General features: G+C 67.6%; 16 protein-coding genes. 5 read left to right on the top strand and 11 right to left on the bottom strand.

Going from position 1 to position 15,534, the window contains the following annotated elements; genetic code table 11:
• Positions 1-304 precede the first annotated feature (304 nt).
• On the top strand, positions 305-727 hold the full coding sequence (locus ACTICP_RS13405; protein WP_441893157.1) for a HEAT repeat domain-containing protein: 423 nt from the start codon (positions 305-307) through the stop codon (positions 725-727).
• Positions 724-1,971, top strand: coding sequence for a CoA transferase (locus tag ACTICP_RS13400; protein ID WP_441893155.1), 1,248 nt, complete (start codon positions 724-726; stop codon positions 1,969-1,971). The genes ACTICP_RS13405 and ACTICP_RS13400 overlap by 4 nt, the downstream gene beginning before the upstream one ends.
• On the opposite strand, the gene ACTICP_RS13395 is transcribed toward ACTICP_RS13400, so the two are convergent.
• Both ACTICP_RS13395 and tyrS read right to left on the bottom strand, forming a co-directional pair.
• Positions 1,922-2,746, bottom strand: a complete 825-nt coding sequence (locus tag ACTICP_RS13395; protein ID WP_441893153.1) for a DUF4184 family protein — start codon at positions 2,744-2,746, stop codon at positions 1,922-1,924. The genes ACTICP_RS13400 and ACTICP_RS13395 overlap by 50 nt on opposite strands.
• A gap of 3 nt (positions 2,747-2,749) precedes the next feature.
• A complete protein-coding gene (tyrS, locus tag ACTICP_RS13390) occupies positions 2,750-4,051 on the bottom strand; it encodes a tyrosine--tRNA ligase (protein WP_441893151.1) in 1,302 nt (433 codons plus the stop codon).
• Between the two features lie 74 nt (positions 4,052-4,125).
• Between tyrS and ACTICP_RS13385 the strand changes: the two genes are divergently transcribed.
• On the top strand, positions 4,126-4,713 hold the full coding sequence (locus ACTICP_RS13385; RefSeq protein ID WP_441893149.1) for a hypothetical protein: 588 nt from the start codon (positions 4,126-4,128) through the stop codon (positions 4,711-4,713).
• A 3-nt stretch (positions 4,714-4,716) separates the two neighbouring features.
• Here the strand turns inward: ACTICP_RS13385 and ACTICP_RS13380 are convergent, their stop codons facing one another.
• Positions 4,717-5,361, bottom strand: a complete 645-nt coding sequence (locus ACTICP_RS13380; protein ID WP_441893147.1) for a SatD family protein — start codon at positions 5,359-5,361, stop codon at positions 4,717-4,719.
• Between the two features lie 125 nt (positions 5,362-5,486).
• Between ACTICP_RS13380 and ACTICP_RS13375 the strand changes: the two genes are divergently transcribed.
• On the top strand, positions 5,487-5,852 hold the full coding sequence (locus ACTICP_RS13375) for an ArsR/SmtB family transcription factor (protein WP_441893145.1): 366 nt from the start codon (positions 5,487-5,489) through the stop codon (positions 5,850-5,852).
• A complete protein-coding gene (locus tag ACTICP_RS13370; RefSeq protein ID WP_441893143.1) occupies positions 5,849-6,325 on the top strand; it encodes an SRPBCC family protein in 477 nt (158 codons plus the stop codon). The genes ACTICP_RS13375 and ACTICP_RS13370 overlap by 4 nt, the downstream gene beginning before the upstream one ends.
• A gap of 9 nt (positions 6,326-6,334) precedes the next feature.
• Here ACTICP_RS13370 and argH read toward each other — a convergent pair whose 3' ends face one another.
• The 8 genes from argH to ACTICP_RS13330 all read right to left on the bottom strand — a co-directional run.
• The gene (gene argH, locus ACTICP_RS13365; protein ID WP_441893141.1) at positions 6,335-7,765 is read right to left on the bottom strand and encodes an argininosuccinate lyase; all 1,431 of its coding nucleotides are present in this window, start codon (positions 7,763-7,765) and stop codon (positions 6,335-6,337) included.
• Positions 7,766-7,774: 9 nt separating this feature from the next.
• Positions 7,775-8,866: a heparan-alpha-glucosaminide N-acetyltransferase domain-containing protein gene (locus ACTICP_RS13360; protein ID WP_441893139.1), complete on the bottom strand. Its 1,092-nt coding sequence runs from the start codon at positions 8,864-8,866 to the stop codon at positions 7,775-7,777.
• A gap of 4 nt (positions 8,867-8,870) precedes the next feature.
• Positions 8,871-9,794: an ornithine carbamoyltransferase gene (argF, locus tag ACTICP_RS13355; protein ID WP_441893138.1), complete on the bottom strand. Its 924-nt coding sequence runs from the start codon at positions 9,792-9,794 to the stop codon at positions 8,871-8,873.
• Positions 9,791-11,011, bottom strand: a complete 1,221-nt coding sequence (locus tag ACTICP_RS13350; RefSeq protein ID WP_441893136.1) for an acetylornithine transaminase — start codon at positions 11,009-11,011, stop codon at positions 9,791-9,793. The genes argF and ACTICP_RS13350 overlap by 4 nt, the downstream gene beginning before the upstream one ends.
• Positions 11,008-11,925, bottom strand: coding sequence for an acetylglutamate kinase (gene argB / locus ACTICP_RS13345; protein WP_441893134.1), 918 nt, complete (start codon positions 11,923-11,925; stop codon positions 11,008-11,010). The genes ACTICP_RS13350 and argB overlap by 4 nt, the downstream gene beginning before the upstream one ends.
• On the bottom strand, positions 11,922-13,079 hold the full coding sequence (argJ, locus tag ACTICP_RS13340; RefSeq protein ID WP_441893132.1) for a bifunctional glutamate N-acetyltransferase/amino-acid acetyltransferase ArgJ: 1,158 nt from the start codon (positions 13,077-13,079) through the stop codon (positions 11,922-11,924). Before argJ ends, argB begins: the two co-directional genes overlap by 4 nt.
• Positions 13,076-14,143 carry an N-acetyl-gamma-glutamyl-phosphate reductase gene (gene argC, locus ACTICP_RS13335; RefSeq protein WP_441893130.1) on the bottom strand — a complete coding sequence of 356 codons (1,068 nt, stop codon included), beginning with the start codon at positions 14,141-14,143 and terminating at the stop codon, positions 13,076-13,078. Before argC ends, argJ begins: the two co-directional genes overlap by 4 nt.
• A gap of 232 nt (positions 14,144-14,375) precedes the next feature.
• On the bottom strand, positions 14,376-15,534 hold a 1,159-nt coding region (locus tag ACTICP_RS13330; RefSeq protein WP_441893128.1), incomplete at its 5' end, for a DUF222 domain-containing protein.

The raw sequence follows: 15,534 nt of genomic DNA, 5'->3' as shown, positions 1-15,534 counted from the left end.
ACCCACGACCCAGCCATCACAACCAGGCCCGCAGGGCAACTTCTCAATCTTACCCCGTGGTGACCGTTAGTCAAATCGACACTCCGAGCGAACTCGATGCGATCTGCGGAACCACAGAGCTTCCCGCACGCAGCTTCTCACCGAGGTGATCTTCCGTGTATGGGAGTTGTTCTGCCACTTGAGGGGAGCTGAGCCTGGGGCCCGTGCTCAACCCTGTGGGGCGAACAAGTAATAATTTACGTGCGATCCCCCGCTCCGGCAAATCATGCTCGCATCCCGGGCGTGTTGGCCGTACGCTCGCGGCATGGCCATCCTCCCCGATCGCCGCCGCACCCCACGTGAATCGGTGCAGTTCGCTGCCGAGCTGTTCGGTCGCGCGGTAGTCATCCACTGGTGCGAAGAGCTCCTCACCGGACGCGCGTCAGATAGCGATCCGCGCTATCCGAGTATCGCCTGGTTGCGCGGCACCATCGGCTGGCCTGACTATTGGTCCCGCGTGTGGGGTGCCCGGTGCCTCCTGCACCTCGGTCCGCCCGAAAGACCTGAGATCCTGCTGGCTGCTGTGGACGATCCGGCATGGCGCGTGCGGGAGATGGCGCTGAAGGTCATTGCCGCCCACGAGCTCGCGGACCCCGCCGGAGCCGTCGATCCACTGGTCGAAGACCCGGTCAAGCGGGTGCGACAGCAGGCCTGGCGTGCGCTCGGCCATCCGTCAGAGGCGAAATGAACGAGATCCTCAGCCCCACCCACCCCGTACCGCTCGCCTCGCGCCTGGCGACCGACGATCTCGCCTGGGCGAGCGTGGCATCCGTGTTGCGCGCGGCCAGCATCGATCACGACGTGTCCGCTCTTGACCCGGATCGGATCGCGCTCGCCTATCGCAGCGACCGCCTGTTCCGCATCGACGGGGAAGCGCCCGACGTCTGGTCGCCGTACTCCGGGTTCTGGCGCGCTGTGGATGGCTGGGTCCGCACCCACGGCAACTACCCGCACCATGCGGCGGCGCTGCTCCGCGCCCTCGGTCTCCGCGAGGACGCAGGCGCGGATGATGTGCGTGCCGTGCTCGCCGCAGCATCCGCCCGAGAATCCGTCCGGCGTATCTCGGCCGGCGGAGGTCTCGCGGTCGTCGTCTCGCCAGAGGATCCCGATCGGGATGCCGCCCTCCGGGACCACCCGCTTGTCGAGCTCCGGCGCACCGGGGATGCGACGCCAGCGCGTACGGGCTCGTCACGAGCGGATGCACCGCTCGACGGCATCCGCGTCCTCGATCTCACCCGCGTGATCGCCGGCCCGGTCTGCACCCGCACTCTCGCCCTGCTGGGAGCCGACGTGCTGCGCATCGATCCCCCGCACCTGCCGGAACCGAAGTGGCAGCATCTCGACACCGGCCATGGCAAACACAGCGCACTCCTCGATGCGCGGGCACCCGAGATGGAAGCGCTGCTCGCACAGGCGGATGTCCTCGTGCTCGGCTATCGCCCCGCCGCCCTCGAGCGTCTGGGCCTCTCCCCCGATGCCCTCGCCGCGCGGCATCCCGGCTTGATCGTGGCCCAGCTGAGTGCGTGGGGCACGGAACATCCCGACCGCGCCGGATTCGACAGCCTCGTGCAGGCGGAATCCGGCATCGCGCTCGTCGAATCACCCGACGGCGACACTCCCGGAGCACTCCCCGCACAGGCCCTCGATCACAGCGCCGGCTACCTGCTCGCCGCGCGCGTCGTCGAGGCGATCCGCAGGCGCCGCGACGACGGCGGTAGCTGGCGGGTCACGACGTCTCTGCGCCGAGTCGCCGCGGAACTGCTCGGGATGCCACGACGAGATCAACCGCGGCCGGAAAGCGCGATCGATCCCGCGCAGCACGTTCAGGAGTTCCTCGTCGGTGGGCGCATGATCACGACGGCGGCGCCCGTGCTGCCTGGTTTCAGTTTCTCGGCACCCCACCCGTGGGCGTCCGACGCCCCAGAATGGTGATCACGACGCACAGTGCCAGCGTGAGCATCGCCCAGATGCCGCACGCCAGCGGCAGCACCCGGTAGGCCAGGTGCTGGACGGTGAACCCGGCCGTGAACGGGCCGAGCGTCGCGTACCCGATCAGCCAGGCCGCGACCAGGATGCCCGGCAGCGACAGCCACCACACCACCCGTACCCATGGCCGGGTCGAGCGTGCCGCGGCGGGTCGTGGCGCTGCACGACGAAGCCACAGCAGTGCCCACACCCCGATGATCGCGAGGCCGATCACGCTCGAACCGTGCTGCAGCCATTTGAATCCCTGCAGCGGTCCCCACTGCTCGCCGAGCACCGGCACGAGATCGAGGCCGAGTCGCCCCTCATGTGTGAACTCGTCCCACAGGATGTGCGAGATCACTCCGATCAGCAGGGATGCCGCGAGCCACAGCACGTGCGTCCACCGCCGCTGGCTTCCGGAAGACCCGATCCCGAGAGCATCGTTCAGAGCATCCGAAGCCGACATGTCCCAGTCGGCGGGCAACCGGCGCGCCAGCCACTGCGGCGACAGCTCCGGAGCGACCGGTCGCAGCACGACCCGCCACAACAGGAACAGCCCGAGCGCAAGGATCAGAGTCCACACGACGTTGGCATAGGTGTGGGTGAACGAATAGGTCACGCCGAACCCGCGCACGAAAAGCGGTAGGTCGGGGGTCATCGCGCCGATCGCGATCGCCGCCGGCACCAGCGGGGTGCGCAGGAACGGCAGCGCGACGAGCGCGTGGCTCGGAGTGAAGGGCACGCGTCAGCCGATGAACACGCCCGCGAGCGTCTTCTTGCCGCGGCGCAGCACCGACACTCCACCGGGCAAGCTTCCCCGCACGGCGGCCGCATCGTCTTCCACGCGGACACCGTCGAGCGAAACACCGCCCTGCGAGACAGCACGTCGGGCTTCGGACAGACTTGATACCAGCCCGGTTGCAACCAGCGCATCGACGACCGAGGTTTCAGCGGGAACGGTCGTGTTCGGCAGCTCCTCGAGCGCCGTGCGCAGCGTCGCAGCGTCCAGTGCGTTCAGATCGCCCTGACCGAAAAGCGCCTCGGATGCCGCGATGACGGCAGCCGCAGCATCCGCACCGTGCACCGTCGTGACGACCTCGAGGGCGAGACGCTTCTGCGCGGCACGGCGGAACGGCTCGGTCTCGACGAGCTGCGCGTACTCCTCGATCTCGGCGCGGGTGAGGAACGTGAAGACCTTGAGCCGGTCGATGACGTCACCATCCGCAGTGCTGAGCCAGAACTGGTACATGCGGTACGGACTGCACATGTCGGCATCCAGCCAGATGGCGTTGCCCTCGCTCTTGCCGAACTTGGTGCCATCACTGTTCGTGATCAGCGGGGTGCCGATCGCGTGAGCCGAGACGCCCTCGGCACGACGGATGAGGTCGGTGCCGCTGGTGAGGTTGCCCCACTGATCCGATCCACCGGTCTGCAGCACGCAACCGTACTGCCGGTAGAGCTCGAGGTAGTCCATGCCCTGGAGGACCTGGTAGCTGAACTCCGTGTAGCTGATTCCCTCATCGGAGTTCAGTCGCGCGGCGACGGCATCTTTCTTGAGCATGGTGCCCACGCGGTAGTGCTTGCCGATCTCGCGCAGGAAGTCGATCGCGCTCATCGGCGCCGTCCAGTCGAGGTTGTTCACCATGCGCGCGGCGTTGTCACCCTCGAAGCTGAGGTAGCGCTCGACCTGGGCGCGCAAGCGGCCCACCCACTCCTCCACTGTCTCGCGGGTGTTCAGAGTGCGCTCGGCCGTCGGCCGCGGGTCGCCGATCAGCCCGGTAGAACCGCCGACGAGGCCGAGCGGCTTGTGACCGGCGAGCTGAATGCGGCGCAGCGTCAGCAACTGCACGAGGTTGCCCAGATGCAGACTGGGCGCGGTCGGATCGAACCCGCAGTAATAGGTGATCGGGTCTCCGGCGAGAAGGGCGCGCAGCGCCTCCTGGTCGGTGGACACGTGGACGAGCCCACGCCACACGAGCTCGTCCCACACATTCTCGAACGTGGGATCGATCGCCTGCGGGGCAGTCGTCAGAGCGGAATTCGACACGCGCTCCAGGCTATCAGCGCGGTGTCGCCGCGCGGTTCCGCGGCGATGTCGGATGCGCGTGCGAAGCTGACGGCATGTCCTCGGCCGATCCGCTCCTCTCCGTGGTCCTCGCCGCGAGCATCGCTGCGGTGATGGGCGCGGTGCTCGTCATCTCGCTCGTGAACGTGCGCAGACCGTCCACACCGCCGATGGTGGTGTGCGGCATCCTCATCGCCGCGGCTGTGATCACGGTCGTGGTCGTCCCGCCGACAGACGCCCCGGTGCCCGTCGGCATCGGGCTGACGGCCCTGGGGATCGCCGCGGCGACGATCGGCGGCAACCCGTTCACCCGTCGGGCGCTCGACGTCGCCACCGGCAACCGGGTGCGCGAGACAGCAGACGGCGGCATCCTGATCGTCGCCGCGCACGACGCCGACCCCGAACACACACGCACGCTGATGCGGGGCGGAACCGTGATCGGCTACCTGGAGCGCCTCGCCGCGGTGATCGCCATCGTCGTCGGCTTTCCCGAAGCGGTCGCAGCCGTCATCGCGGTCAAGGGCATCGGCCGATTCCCCGAACTCGCAGAGCCCGAGGCCCGAGAGCGATTCATCATCGGAACAGTCGCCAGCCTGCTCTGGGCCGGGGTGATCGGCACGATCATCCGGTTGAGCCTGGGGTGAGATTCAGCCCAGGTCGAGGAGACGGAACCCTTCGACGACCGCGGCGGCGCCGGATGAGGACAGGCCCTGCGAGACCGCAGACTGCGTGATCCCCTCCGCTGCGGCGAGTTCGCGCTGCGTCAAGGCGAGACAGCGCCCATACGTCAGTCGGCGCACGCGCTCGGACATGGCTCCGACGATCTCGTCCCGCGTGAGCAGATGGGCATTCGCCCATCGCACGGCATCCGTGTACGACTCAGCGACAGTGTCATGGGCGACGATCCAGCTGCGCGCCTGCGGCGCGGCACGCTTCTGCAGCGCCACGACATGTTCGACGGCACTGCGCGCCGCCCACCACCCCGGGCCGTCGGAGATCCCCAGCTCGGATGTCGACGAGGGCACCCTGCCGACTTCGCCGATTCCGATGCCGTAGCGGAACTCGACGCCATCCGGCAGGGCGAGGCGCAGCAGCAGGATCGCCCCGAGAGCAGCTTCGAGCGTCGGGTAGATCGCCTGCTGCTCGTCGCCGACCGTGGGACGCAGCCCCTGCGTCGCGACGGGAAGATCGCTCTCGACGCGAGCAATCGTCTCGTCGAACGCGCGCTGCGCCTCGGCCCGATCGGCGAGCTGTCGGGAACCGATGATGTCTGCCGTCACGACTACCGTCATTCGATCAGCGTATCACTGATACTGAATATAAGCCAAAAACTGATGATCTGAAGATATCAGTGCGCTTCTTACTCCTCGAACACTTACCTCTTGACCTCACTATCGACGCGGCATAACTTAGCCATGTGGCTCAGCAAATGATGGAACTCGACGGGGTCTTTCAGGCGCTCACCGACCCGACCCGACGCGCCGTGATCGGCCAGCTCGGGAAGGGACCGGCGAGCATCGGCGAACTGGCTGCCCCCTTCGACATGGCACTCCCCTCCTTCATGAAGCACATCCGATCCCTGGAGAACACCGGATGGATCACGACAGAGAAGGTCGGCCGCGTCCGCACCTGTGAACTGCGCCCCGAACAGTTCTCGGTGATCGAGGACTGGCTCACCGAGAACCGACGACTCTGGGAGGGCCGCACCGACCGTCTTGAACAGTTCGTCCGCAAACAGCACATCCGACCCACCCAACATCACGACCAGGAGGACCACGCATGAACCCCGAACTGAATCCCGCACTCGACCTCGCCATCACTCGCGTCATCAAGGCTCCTCGCGCGGCGGTATGGAACGCCTGGACGGATCCCGCCAGCTTCGAGCAGTGGTGGGTTCCCGCACCCCAGCTCTGCAGGGTGCGGGAGATGGAGCTGCGGCCCGGTGGCGGATTCCGCACCGAGATCAGTGACGACGGCAACGAATTCGGCCCCCACATCACCGGGAGCTTCCTCGCCGTCGATGAACTCGAGCGCATCGTCTACACCGACGCCCTCGTTTCCGGATGGCGCCCCGCTGAATCAGCCTTCGTCACCGCGGTGATCACCATGGCCGACCACCCGGACGGCACCGAGTACGTCGCCGTCGCAAAGCACCGGAACGGCGCCGACCGCACACAGCACGAAGAACTCGGTTTCCACGAAGGCTGGGGAACGGTCGCCCAGCAGCTCGCAACGTTCGTCGAGCCGCGCGTCTGACCCGTACGGCTACAGGCCGAGTGCGTGCACGGCCGCTTGGCTTCGAGCGATGAGCTCGGCGCGCTGTTCCTCCACGCGCACCGGCGCAGTGCCCCCGGTGCCGGCGCGTGAGGCGACGGACCCTTCGATGCTCAGCACCGCGCGCACCTCGGGCGTCAGGTGTTCGGAGACCTGCGCGAGCAGGGCATCGTCAGCATCCTCGAGTCCGATCCCGCGCTCCTCGCAGGCGCGCACGAGCGCTCCGGAGATCTCGTGCGCGTCGCGGAACGGCACCCGGCGCTTGACGAGCCATTCGGCGACGTCGGTGGCGAGCGAGAAGCCCTGAGGTGCGAGTTCGGCCATCCGATCGGTGTCGAATCGCAGCGTCGCCACCATGCCGGCGAAGGCGGGCAGCACGACCTCGAGGGTGTTCACCGAGTCGAGGACCGGCTCCTTGTCCTCCTGCAGGTCGCGGTTGTACGCGAGCGGCAGACCCTTCAGCGTCGCCATGAGCCCGGTGAGATTGCCGATGAGGCGACCGGACTTGCCCCGAGTGAGCTCGGCGATATCGGGGTTCTTCTTCTGCGGCATGATGCTCGACCCCGTCGACCAGCTGTCGTGCAGAATGACGAAACCGAACTCGCGGGTGTTCCAGAGGATGATCTCTTCGGACAGCCGTGACAGATCGACGCCGATCATCGCCGTGATGAACGCGAACTCGGCAACCACATCGCGCGCGGCGGTGCCGTCGAGCGAGTTCTCCGCCGGACGGTCGAGCCCCAGTTCGCGCGCGACGAGGTCGGGATCGAGGCCGAGCGTGGATCCGGCCAGCGCTCCCCCGCCATAGGGCGATACGCCCGCGCGCACCCGCCAGTCGACCAGGCGCTCGAGGTCGCGCACCAGCGGCCAGGCGTGCGCCTGCAAGTGGTGGGACAACAGCACCGGCTGCGCATGCTGCAGGTGCGTGCGCCCCGGCAGGATCGCCTCGGGGTGGGCTTCTGCTTGAGCGACGAGGGCGTCGATGACGCGCAGGATGTCGCGCGCGATGACCTGCGCGTGGTCGATGAGATACATCCGCACGAACGTCGCGATCTGGTCGTTGCGCGAGCGGCCGGCGCGCAGACGACCACCCAGCTCAGGCCCGAGCTCAGCGATCAGCGCCTGCTCGAGAGCACCGTGCACGTCTTCGTCTGATGCCGTGGGAACGACAGTGCCGTCGGCGACCTTGCGGGCAACGGTGTCGAGCCCCTCGTGCATCTTCTGCTCTTCGTCGGCGTCGAGATACCCGGCTGCGGCGAGCGCCTTGGCGTGCGCGTGGGAACCGGCGATGTCGTACGGCGCGAGGATCCAGTCGAACTGCGTGGAGCGGCTGAGTTCAGCCAGTTCGGGCGACGGACCTGATGCGAATCGTGCACCCCAGAGTGCGCCCTCGTTCGTGCCGTCGTGCTTCGCCTCGCTCATCACTCCAGACTACCGGGGCGCATCTGCCGGGACGACGCGCTTGGCCGTGCGATCGAGCACCCATTCCAGGGGCCCGCGGCCGATCAGGAGCGCCCAGGCCGTGCATCCGACCAGCACTCCGATCGTCAGCGGCCAGAACGCGTGCAGTGCGCGGAACCCGGCAAGGTCCGTCGTGTCGCCGAGGACGACGCCCGCGACGAGCGCCCAGATCACGAGCTGCGCTGTGTATGCCGTCAGCGGCATGGCACCGGCTGCTCTCAGCGGCAGGGTGATCGTCTTGAGCACCGCGACGCGGCAGAGCAGTAGACACACGGCGATCACGGCGATCACGAATCCGCCGGAGCCGATCACTTCGAGCAGCCCGGACGTATGCGGAGCCGCCGACCACACCGATCCCCAGAACGGCCCGGCCGCGGGTGCCGGTAGTTCAGCGAGCCCGTAGCCGATGGCGGCGAGGGCGCCGCCGGCGACCAGCATCCGCAGTTGCACCGACAACCGTGCGATTCCCGCCCTGGCGATCCCCAGCCCCGCGAGGACGAAGGCGATCCAGACGGTGAACGGATAGTGCCAACCGATCAGCACATCGAGCTCGGCGCTGAAGGGCATCTGCCAGATCGGCAAGGCGTTCAGCATGGGCTGCAGGAGAGGCATGATCACGGCGAGCGCGACCGCGGTCCACAGCACCGATTTCGCGGGCATCCCGGTGAACGGCACGGCGAGCAGGAACAGGATCGCGTAGGCGGGCAGGATCACGTACACCGGGACGCCGGTGAGGATGAGGAGGATGCCGAGGACGAGCAGCATCGCCGCACGCAGCGCCAGCCGCCATCGAGCAATCGACATCGGCTGCCCGGTGAGCGGTGTGCGAGCGCCGGTGACGAGTCCGATCGAGACGCCGGCGAGCGTAGCGAACAGGATCGACGAGCGTCCGTCGACCAGCGCCGTCCACGTGCTCGGGTCTGTCCAGACGAAGGCGCCTGCGGTGACGAGCAGGTGGGCGGCGAACATGCCTAGGACGGCCAAGCCGCGCGCGAGATCCACGCCCGCGATCCGGTCGCGGCCGTTGAGACGGCTCCAGTTCTCGCGCAGGCGACCAGCCATCGGGTCAGTTCTGGCGCAGCAGCCAGACCAGCAGTGCCTTCTGGGCGTGCAGGCGGTTCTCCGCCTCATCCCAGACGACGCTCTGCGGCCCGTCGATGACCTCGGGGTCGACCTCGTAGCCGCGGTCGGCGGGCAGACAGTGGATGAAGATCGCCTCCGGGTCGGCGAGGCTCATCGTCTCGGTGGTGACCTTGTAGCCGCCGAGATCGCGGATGCGTGCGAGCTTCTCCTCTTCTTTGCCCATCGACACCCAGGTATCCGTGACGACGACGTCCGCACCGGCGGACGCTTCGACCGGGTCGGTGTAGAGCGTGATCGATCCGCCGGTCTCTGCGGCGCGACGATCGGCAGCCTCGATGACGTCAGCCCGCGGGGCGTAGTTCTCGGGCGAAGCCATCCGCACATGCATTCCGGCGGTGACGCCGGCGAGCGCGTAGGAATGGGCCATGTTGCTCTGCGCGTCACCGAGGAAGGCGAGGGTGAGCCCCCGGAGGTCTCCCTTGTGCTCGCGGATCGTGAGCAGGTCGGCGAGCAGCTGGCACGGGTGGAAGTCGTCCGACAGCGCGTTGACGACCGGAACACGCGTTCCCTCGGCCATCTCCTCGAGACCGGCCTGCGCGTAGGTGCGCCAGACGATCGCGGCGACCTGGCGCTCGAGCACGCGTGCCGTGTCGGACGGGGTCTCCTTGCCGCCGAGCTGGCTGTTCGCGGTCGAGATGATCAGCGGCGAGCCGCCCAGGTCGGCGATGCCGACGGCGAATGAGACGCGGGTGCGGGTCGAGGATTTGTCGAAGATGACGGCGACCGTCTGCGGGCCCGCGAGGGACTTATCGGCCCAGCGGTCCTTCTTCAGTTCGACGGCGAGGTCGAGGATCTCGGCCTGTTCGGCGGGAGTCAGGTCGTCGTCGCGCAGCAGGTGGCGGGTCATGATGCGTTGGCCTTGTCTTCTTCGGATGCCGCGAGACTCGCCTGGACGTCGGCGAGGGCTGCGGCGAACAGCGTCTGGAATTCTTCGATCTCGGCATCGCCGATGGTCAGTGCCGGTGCGATGCGCACCGTGCTGGGATTGGCGGCGTTGACGATGAGGCCGCGGTCCTGCGCGGCGGCGACGACGGCAGTTGCGACCGGGGCTGCCAGCGCGATGCCGATAAGAAGTCCGCGGCCGCGGATGCCGGTCACCAGCGGCGAGTCGATGTTCACGATCGCCTCTCGCAGTTGCGCGCCGCGGGCGGCGGCGTTCTCGACGAGCCCCGCGCTCTCGATCTCGGTGAGCACAGCGTTCGAGACAGCCGTGCCGAGCGGGTTGCCGCCGAATGTCGAGCCGTGCGAACCGGGGGTGAACAGCGAGCTCGCAGCGCCGAAGGTCACCAGCGCCCCGATCGGGAACCCGCCGCCGATCCCCTTGGCGAGGGTGATGGCGTCGGGTGTGATGCCTTCGTGGTTGAACCCGAACCACTGGCCGGTGCGTCCGGCGCCGGTCTGGATCTCATCGATGATCAGCAGCGCGCCGTGCTTGAGCGTCAGGGAGCGGGCCGCCGCGAGGTACCCCTCGGGAAGTTCGACGACGCCGGCCTCCCCCTGGATGGGCTCGACGATGATCGCGGCGACCCGGTCGTCGATCGTCGCCTCCAGCGCCTCGATCGTGGCCGGAATGTGCTCGACGCCAGCAGGCATCGGCTCGAACGGTTCGCGCATCGCCTTCTTCGCGGTGAGTGCGAGGGAGCCGATGGTGCGGCCGTGGAAAGCGTTCTCGAGAGCGAGGATGCGCGGACGCTCGGCGCCGCCGTGGAGCCGGGCGAGCTTGAACGCCGCCTCGTTCGCTTCGGCGCCGGAGTTGGAGAAGTAGACGCGCCCGTCGATGCCGACTCCGGTGAGGCGCTTGAGACGCGCGGCGAGTTCGAGCTGCGGCGGGGTGGCGAAGTAGTTCGACACGTGCGCAAGGGTCGCGGCCTGCGTCGAGACGGCCTTGATGAATGCCGGGTGCGCGTGGCCGAGGGAGTTCACGGCGATGCCGGCGAGGAAGTCGAGGTGGCGCTTGCCGTCACCGTCCCACACGTACGAACCCTCACCTCGGGTGAGCAGTGCGAGCCGCTCCCCGGCGTTGAGAACGAGATCCCGTGCCGCGTCTTCCTTCCAGACGGTCACGCCGTCACCTCCGATTGTCCGAGTACCACTTCAGTTCCGATTCCCTTGCTGGTGAACAGTTCGACGAGCACCGAGTGCGGCACTCGTCCGTCGATGATCGCTGCCGCGTCCACGCCGGACTGGACAGCGTCGAGGCATGCCTGCATCTTCGGGATCATCCCCGATTCCAACGTCGGCAGCATCTCCGTGAGCTGCGCCGCGGTGAGGTGCGAGACGAGCGAATCCCTGTTCGGCCAATCCGCGTACAGCCCCGGCACGTCGGTGAGGACGACCAGCTTCCGCGCGTTCAGCGCGACGGCAAGAGCGGATGCCGCGGCATCCGCGTTCACGTTGAGCGACTGACCGGGGTGATCGAGATCCGGCGCGATGCTCGAGATCACCGGAATGCGACCGGCGACGAGATGATCGAGCACGGCGGTCGGATCGACTTGGACGACGTCGCCGACGCGACCGAGGTCGATGTCCTCACCGTCTATCACCACACCGCGGCGTCGTCCGCCGAAAAGTCCGGCATCCTCACCGCTGAGACCGGTCGCAATTGGGCCGTGCGAGTTGATCTTGGCGACCAGCTGCGGGTTGACCTGACCGGTGAGCACCATGCGCACGACGCTGATCGCCTCGGTGTTGGTGACCCGGTAGCCGCCCTTGAACTCGCTGGGGATGGCCAGGCGGTCGAGCATGTTCGAGATCTGCGGCCCGCCGCCGTGAACCACGACCGGCTGCACGCCGACGTAGCGGAGGTATGCGATGTCCTGCGCGAACGCCTCCTGCAGCTCATCGGAGACCATGGCGTTGCCGCCGTATTTGACGACGACGATCTGGTCGCGGAACTTCTTCAGCCACGGCAGCGACTCGATGAGGGTCGTGGCCTTCTCTGCCGCGACGTCAGGCGGTGTGTCCTGGATGTCTGTCATGAGGAGTAGGCGCTGTTCTCGTGGACGTAGTCGTGCGTCAGGTCGTTGGTGTAGATCGTCGCCGCTTCTTCGCCGACCCTGAGATCGATCGTCACGTTCGTCGCACGCGGGGTGAGGTCGACGTCCTCGCGCGGGCGATCGGGCCCACCCTCGGTGCACACGCGGACACCGTTGATCTCGACGTCGACGTCATACGGGTCGAACTCGGCGCGGGTCGTGCCGATGGCGGCAAGCACGCGCCCCCAGTTGGGGTCGTTGCCGAAGATCGCCGCTTTGAACAAGTTATTCCGCGCGACGGAGCGGCCGACCTCGACCGCGTCGTCTTCGGATGCCGCGTGGATGACCTGGATCGTGATGTCGTGGCTGGCGCCTTCTGCATCGGCCTGCAGCTGCACAGCGAGGTTCGTGCACACGTCGATCAGTCCGAGACGGAAGGCCTCTGCCTCGGGCTCGACGCCCGAGGCACCGCTGACGAGCAGACTGACCTGGTCGTTCGTCGACATGCAGCCGTCGGAATCGAGCCGGTCGAAGCTCACCCGGGTCGCTGCCCGCAGATGCTCGTCGGCCTCGACAGGGGTGAGCACGGCGTCGGTGGTGATGACGACGAGCATCGTCGCAAGCCCCGGTGCCAGCATCCCGGCGCCCTTCGCCATCGCGCCGATCGTCCATCCGTCGCGCTGGTAGGTGCTGATCTTGGAAACAGAGTCGGTGGTCATGATGGCCTCGGATGCTGCGGCACCGCCGTCTGCGTTCAGCTCGGCGATCGCCTGCTCGGTGCCGGTGAGGACCTTGGCACGGAACGCTTCGTCGCCCGTGCCGATGAGCCCGGTGGAGCAGACCAGGATGTCGGACGCGGAGACGTCCAGCAGTTCGGCCGCCTTCTCAGCGGTCTGGTGCGTGGTCTGGAAACCGAAGCTTCCGGTGAAGCAGTTCGCCCCTCCCGAGTTCAGCACGATCGCTTCGACGGTGCGGTCGGCGACGACCTGCTGCGACCAGATGATCGGGTTCGCCTTGGCGCGGTTGCTGGTGAAGACGGCGGCGCCGACCTTGAGAGGGCCGCGGTTGACGACGACGGCGACATCGGGGTTTCCGGTGGACTTGAGGCCGACGGCGACGCCGGCCGCCTCGAAGCCCTGGGGTGCGGTGACGCTCATGGGGCGACTCCGTTCGTGGTCAGTGCGGTGCCCTCTTCGAGGCCGAGCGCGAGGTTCATGGATTGGATGGCCGCGCCGGCGGTGCCCTTGACGAGATTGTCGACGGCGGTGACGACGGTCACGCGGTTCGCCGCGCGGTCGATGGCGAGGCCGATGAGCGCGGTGTTCGCGCCCAGAACGTCGGCAGTGCGAGGGAAGTGGCCCTCGGGGAGCAGCTGGACGAAGGTCTCGTCGCCGTAGGCGCCCTGCCAAGCGGCGCGGATCTGCTCGTCGGTCGCGCCGGCTGCGATGGGAGCGGATGACGTGGCGAGGATTCCGCGGGCCATCGGCACGAGCACCGGGGTGAAGGAGACCCGCGGCGCTTTCGCGCCCGCGGCGGTCAGAGCCTGCTGGATCTCGGGGATATGCCGGTGGGTGCCGCCGACAGCGTAGGGATTGGCGGTGCCCAGCAGCTCGCTGCCGAGCAGGTGGGGCTTCAGGGTCTTGCCGGCGCCGGACGGGCCGACCGCGAGAACGCTCACGATGTCGGACGGGTCGATGACGCCCGCTGCGACGCCCGGGACCAGACTGAGGCTCACCGTCGACGCATTGCAGCCGGGGGCGGCGATGCGCTTCGCGTCACGCAGAACCTCGCGCTGCTTGAGCGCGCCGTCCTGCTGTCCGCTCTGAGAGCCGATGATCAGTTCGGGAACGCCATACGCCCACGGTTCGTGGAAGTGACCGCCGTAGAACGCATCCCAGGAATCCTGTGAGGTGAGCCGGTGGTCGGCGCCGGCGTCGATGACAAGCGGAACGGCGCCGAGAGCATCCGTGTACGGCCCCGACTGACCGTGCGGGAGGGCGAGGAAGACGATGTCGTGCCCCGCCAGGATCTCGGGGGTGGTTTCCTGCAGAGTCAGGTGAGCCAGCGAGCGCAGGTGGGGCTGATGCTCGATCAGCGGCTGCCCCGCGTTCGAATGCGCGGTGACGGTGCGGATCTCGATGTCAGGATGGCCGGCGAGCAGGCGCAGGATCTCGCCGCCCGCATAGCCGGATGCGCCGGAGATGGCGACGGTGTACGTCATGTTTCTACCTTAACGGTGGAGGGACTGGTGGCCGGGGCGGCGACACCGGCACTCCACCGTCCGATCAGGGCGGGAGCGCGGGGTCGCCTAGAGTCGGCGGCCGCCCAGACGGCTGCGGCGACGGCGCACCACGACGACGCTCGGAACGAGCGTCGAGGGAGCAGTGGTGGCCGAAGGCATGTGGCGACAGTAGCGCTCGTGCCGCAGCATCCGCAAATCGAGAGGACAGATGTCAGAACGGGGGCGCGACCGGCTCGGCGGCGAGCGCCTCGGACGGTGGTGCTGCGGTGCGGAATCCCGTCGGCGTGACCACCTGCACGGAGCCATCGGGCCGGGACCGGTAGACCGCGCGAGTTCGATGTCGAGTCACGTGATCGCGCGGGCAGAGCGGACGCAGATCTTCAAGATCGGTCTTGCCGCCCTGTGCCCACGGGATGCGATGGTCGATCTCGGCATCCAGCGCGAGTCTGGTGCAGCCATCTCGGGCGCACGTGCCGTGCTGAAGAGCCAACCAATCGCGCTGTGCCTGTGTCGCGCGACGGCTTCGACGGTCCATATCGATCACCACGCTGTGAATCGGATCGACGATCACCCGACGAAAGACGCCGGCGTCGAGGAAAAGCTGCTTCGCGGTCAGAGGATCGATCGGCCCGTGGCCCACGATCTCGGCCGTCTGCTCGGGAAGGTCTGCAGTGTCGCTGCCATCGAGCAGCTGGACCGGGATCGTGACGAACACCTTGGTCTGCACGGCATGCCCGGTGCCGACACCGCGAAGCCACTCGGAGAACAGATCGGCGCGGATCTGGGCGACCGTCCGCGCCTCGCAGGGGTCGTTCTTCTTAACCTGCTTCGCTGTCGCACGGAGTCGGCGGTCCACGGCGAGAGCCTCCGTCGTCGGAACGAAGGCGTTGATCCAGCTCATGCCGTTGTCCATGTGGTCGACGAAGACGCGGCGATCGGCCAGCGCCCGAGCATGACGGACCTCGACGGATTCCGGGTCGAGTCGCTCGGTCAATCGCCGCAACCGTCGAAGGAAGTTCGTCGGTGAGCACGAGAACGCCCACTCCGATGTCGCTTCGTCGATCCGCCGAGCTGCCTCGCGCTCGGCATCCTTCTGCTGCTGGGTTGCACCATGGGGCGCGCGCAGACGACCCAACGCACCGACGGCACGGCCGACGAGATGCATCGAGACGAAGCCGTCACGGGCATGGCCCCAGAGCGTGGGCAACTGCGCCATCGCGTATCGGACCACCATCAGCTCGCTCTGCACGTCTTCTTCGGAGCGCTTCAACCGCAGTGCGATGTCGAAGACGGCGGCACGCTCGGCGAGGTCAGACGCGATCTGGGCGGCGCGACGAGCGGCGTAACGGTTCAGATCGATATCGGCGCAC

This window comes from Microbacterium sp. (assembly GCF_052102115.1).
GTDB lineage: Bacteria > Actinomycetota > Actinomycetes > Actinomycetales > Microbacteriaceae > Microbacterium.
The sequence above is the reverse complement of the archived record's forward strand: the minus strand, read 5'-3'. Positions and strand labels throughout refer to the sequence as shown.

Excerpts from the sequence above, each read along its gene's own strand:
- ACTICP_RS13405 (WP_441893157.1), top strand. The coding sequence starts at position 305 with ATGGCCATCCTCCCCGATCGCCGCCGCACCCCACGTGAATCGGTGCAG.
- ACTICP_RS13400 (WP_441893155.1), top strand. The coding sequence starts at position 724 with ATGAACGAGATCCTCAGCCCCACCCACCCCGTACCGCTCGCCTCGCGC.
- ACTICP_RS13385 (WP_441893149.1), top strand. The coding sequence starts at position 4,126 with ATGTCCTCGGCCGATCCGCTCCTCTCCGTGGTCCTCGCCGCGAGCATC.
- ACTICP_RS13380 (WP_441893147.1), bottom strand. The coding sequence starts at position 5,361 with ATGACGGTAGTCGTGACGGCAGACATCATCGGTTCCCGACAGCTCGCC.
- ACTICP_RS13370 (WP_441893143.1), top strand. The coding sequence starts at position 5,849 with ATGAACCCCGAACTGAATCCCGCACTCGACCTCGCCATCACTCGCGTC.
- argH (WP_441893141.1), bottom strand. The coding sequence starts at position 7,765 with ATGAGCGAGGCGAAGCACGACGGCACGAACGAGGGCGCACTCTGGGGT.
- ACTICP_RS13360 (WP_441893139.1), bottom strand. The coding sequence starts at position 8,866 with ATGGCTGGTCGCCTGCGCGAGAACTGGAGCCGTCTCAACGGCCGCGAC.
- argF (WP_441893138.1), bottom strand. The coding sequence starts at position 9,794 with ATGACCCGCCACCTGCTGCGCGACGACGACCTGACTCCCGCCGAACAG.
- argB (WP_441893134.1), bottom strand. The coding sequence starts at position 11,925 with ATGACAGACATCCAGGACACACCGCCTGACGTCGCGGCAGAGAAGGCC.
- argJ (WP_441893132.1), bottom strand. The coding sequence starts at position 13,079 with ATGAGCGTCACCGCACCCCAGGGCTTCGAGGCGGCCGGCGTCGCCGTC.
- argC (WP_441893130.1), bottom strand. The coding sequence starts at position 14,143 with ATGACGTACACCGTCGCCATCTCCGGCGCATCCGGCTATGCGGGCGGC.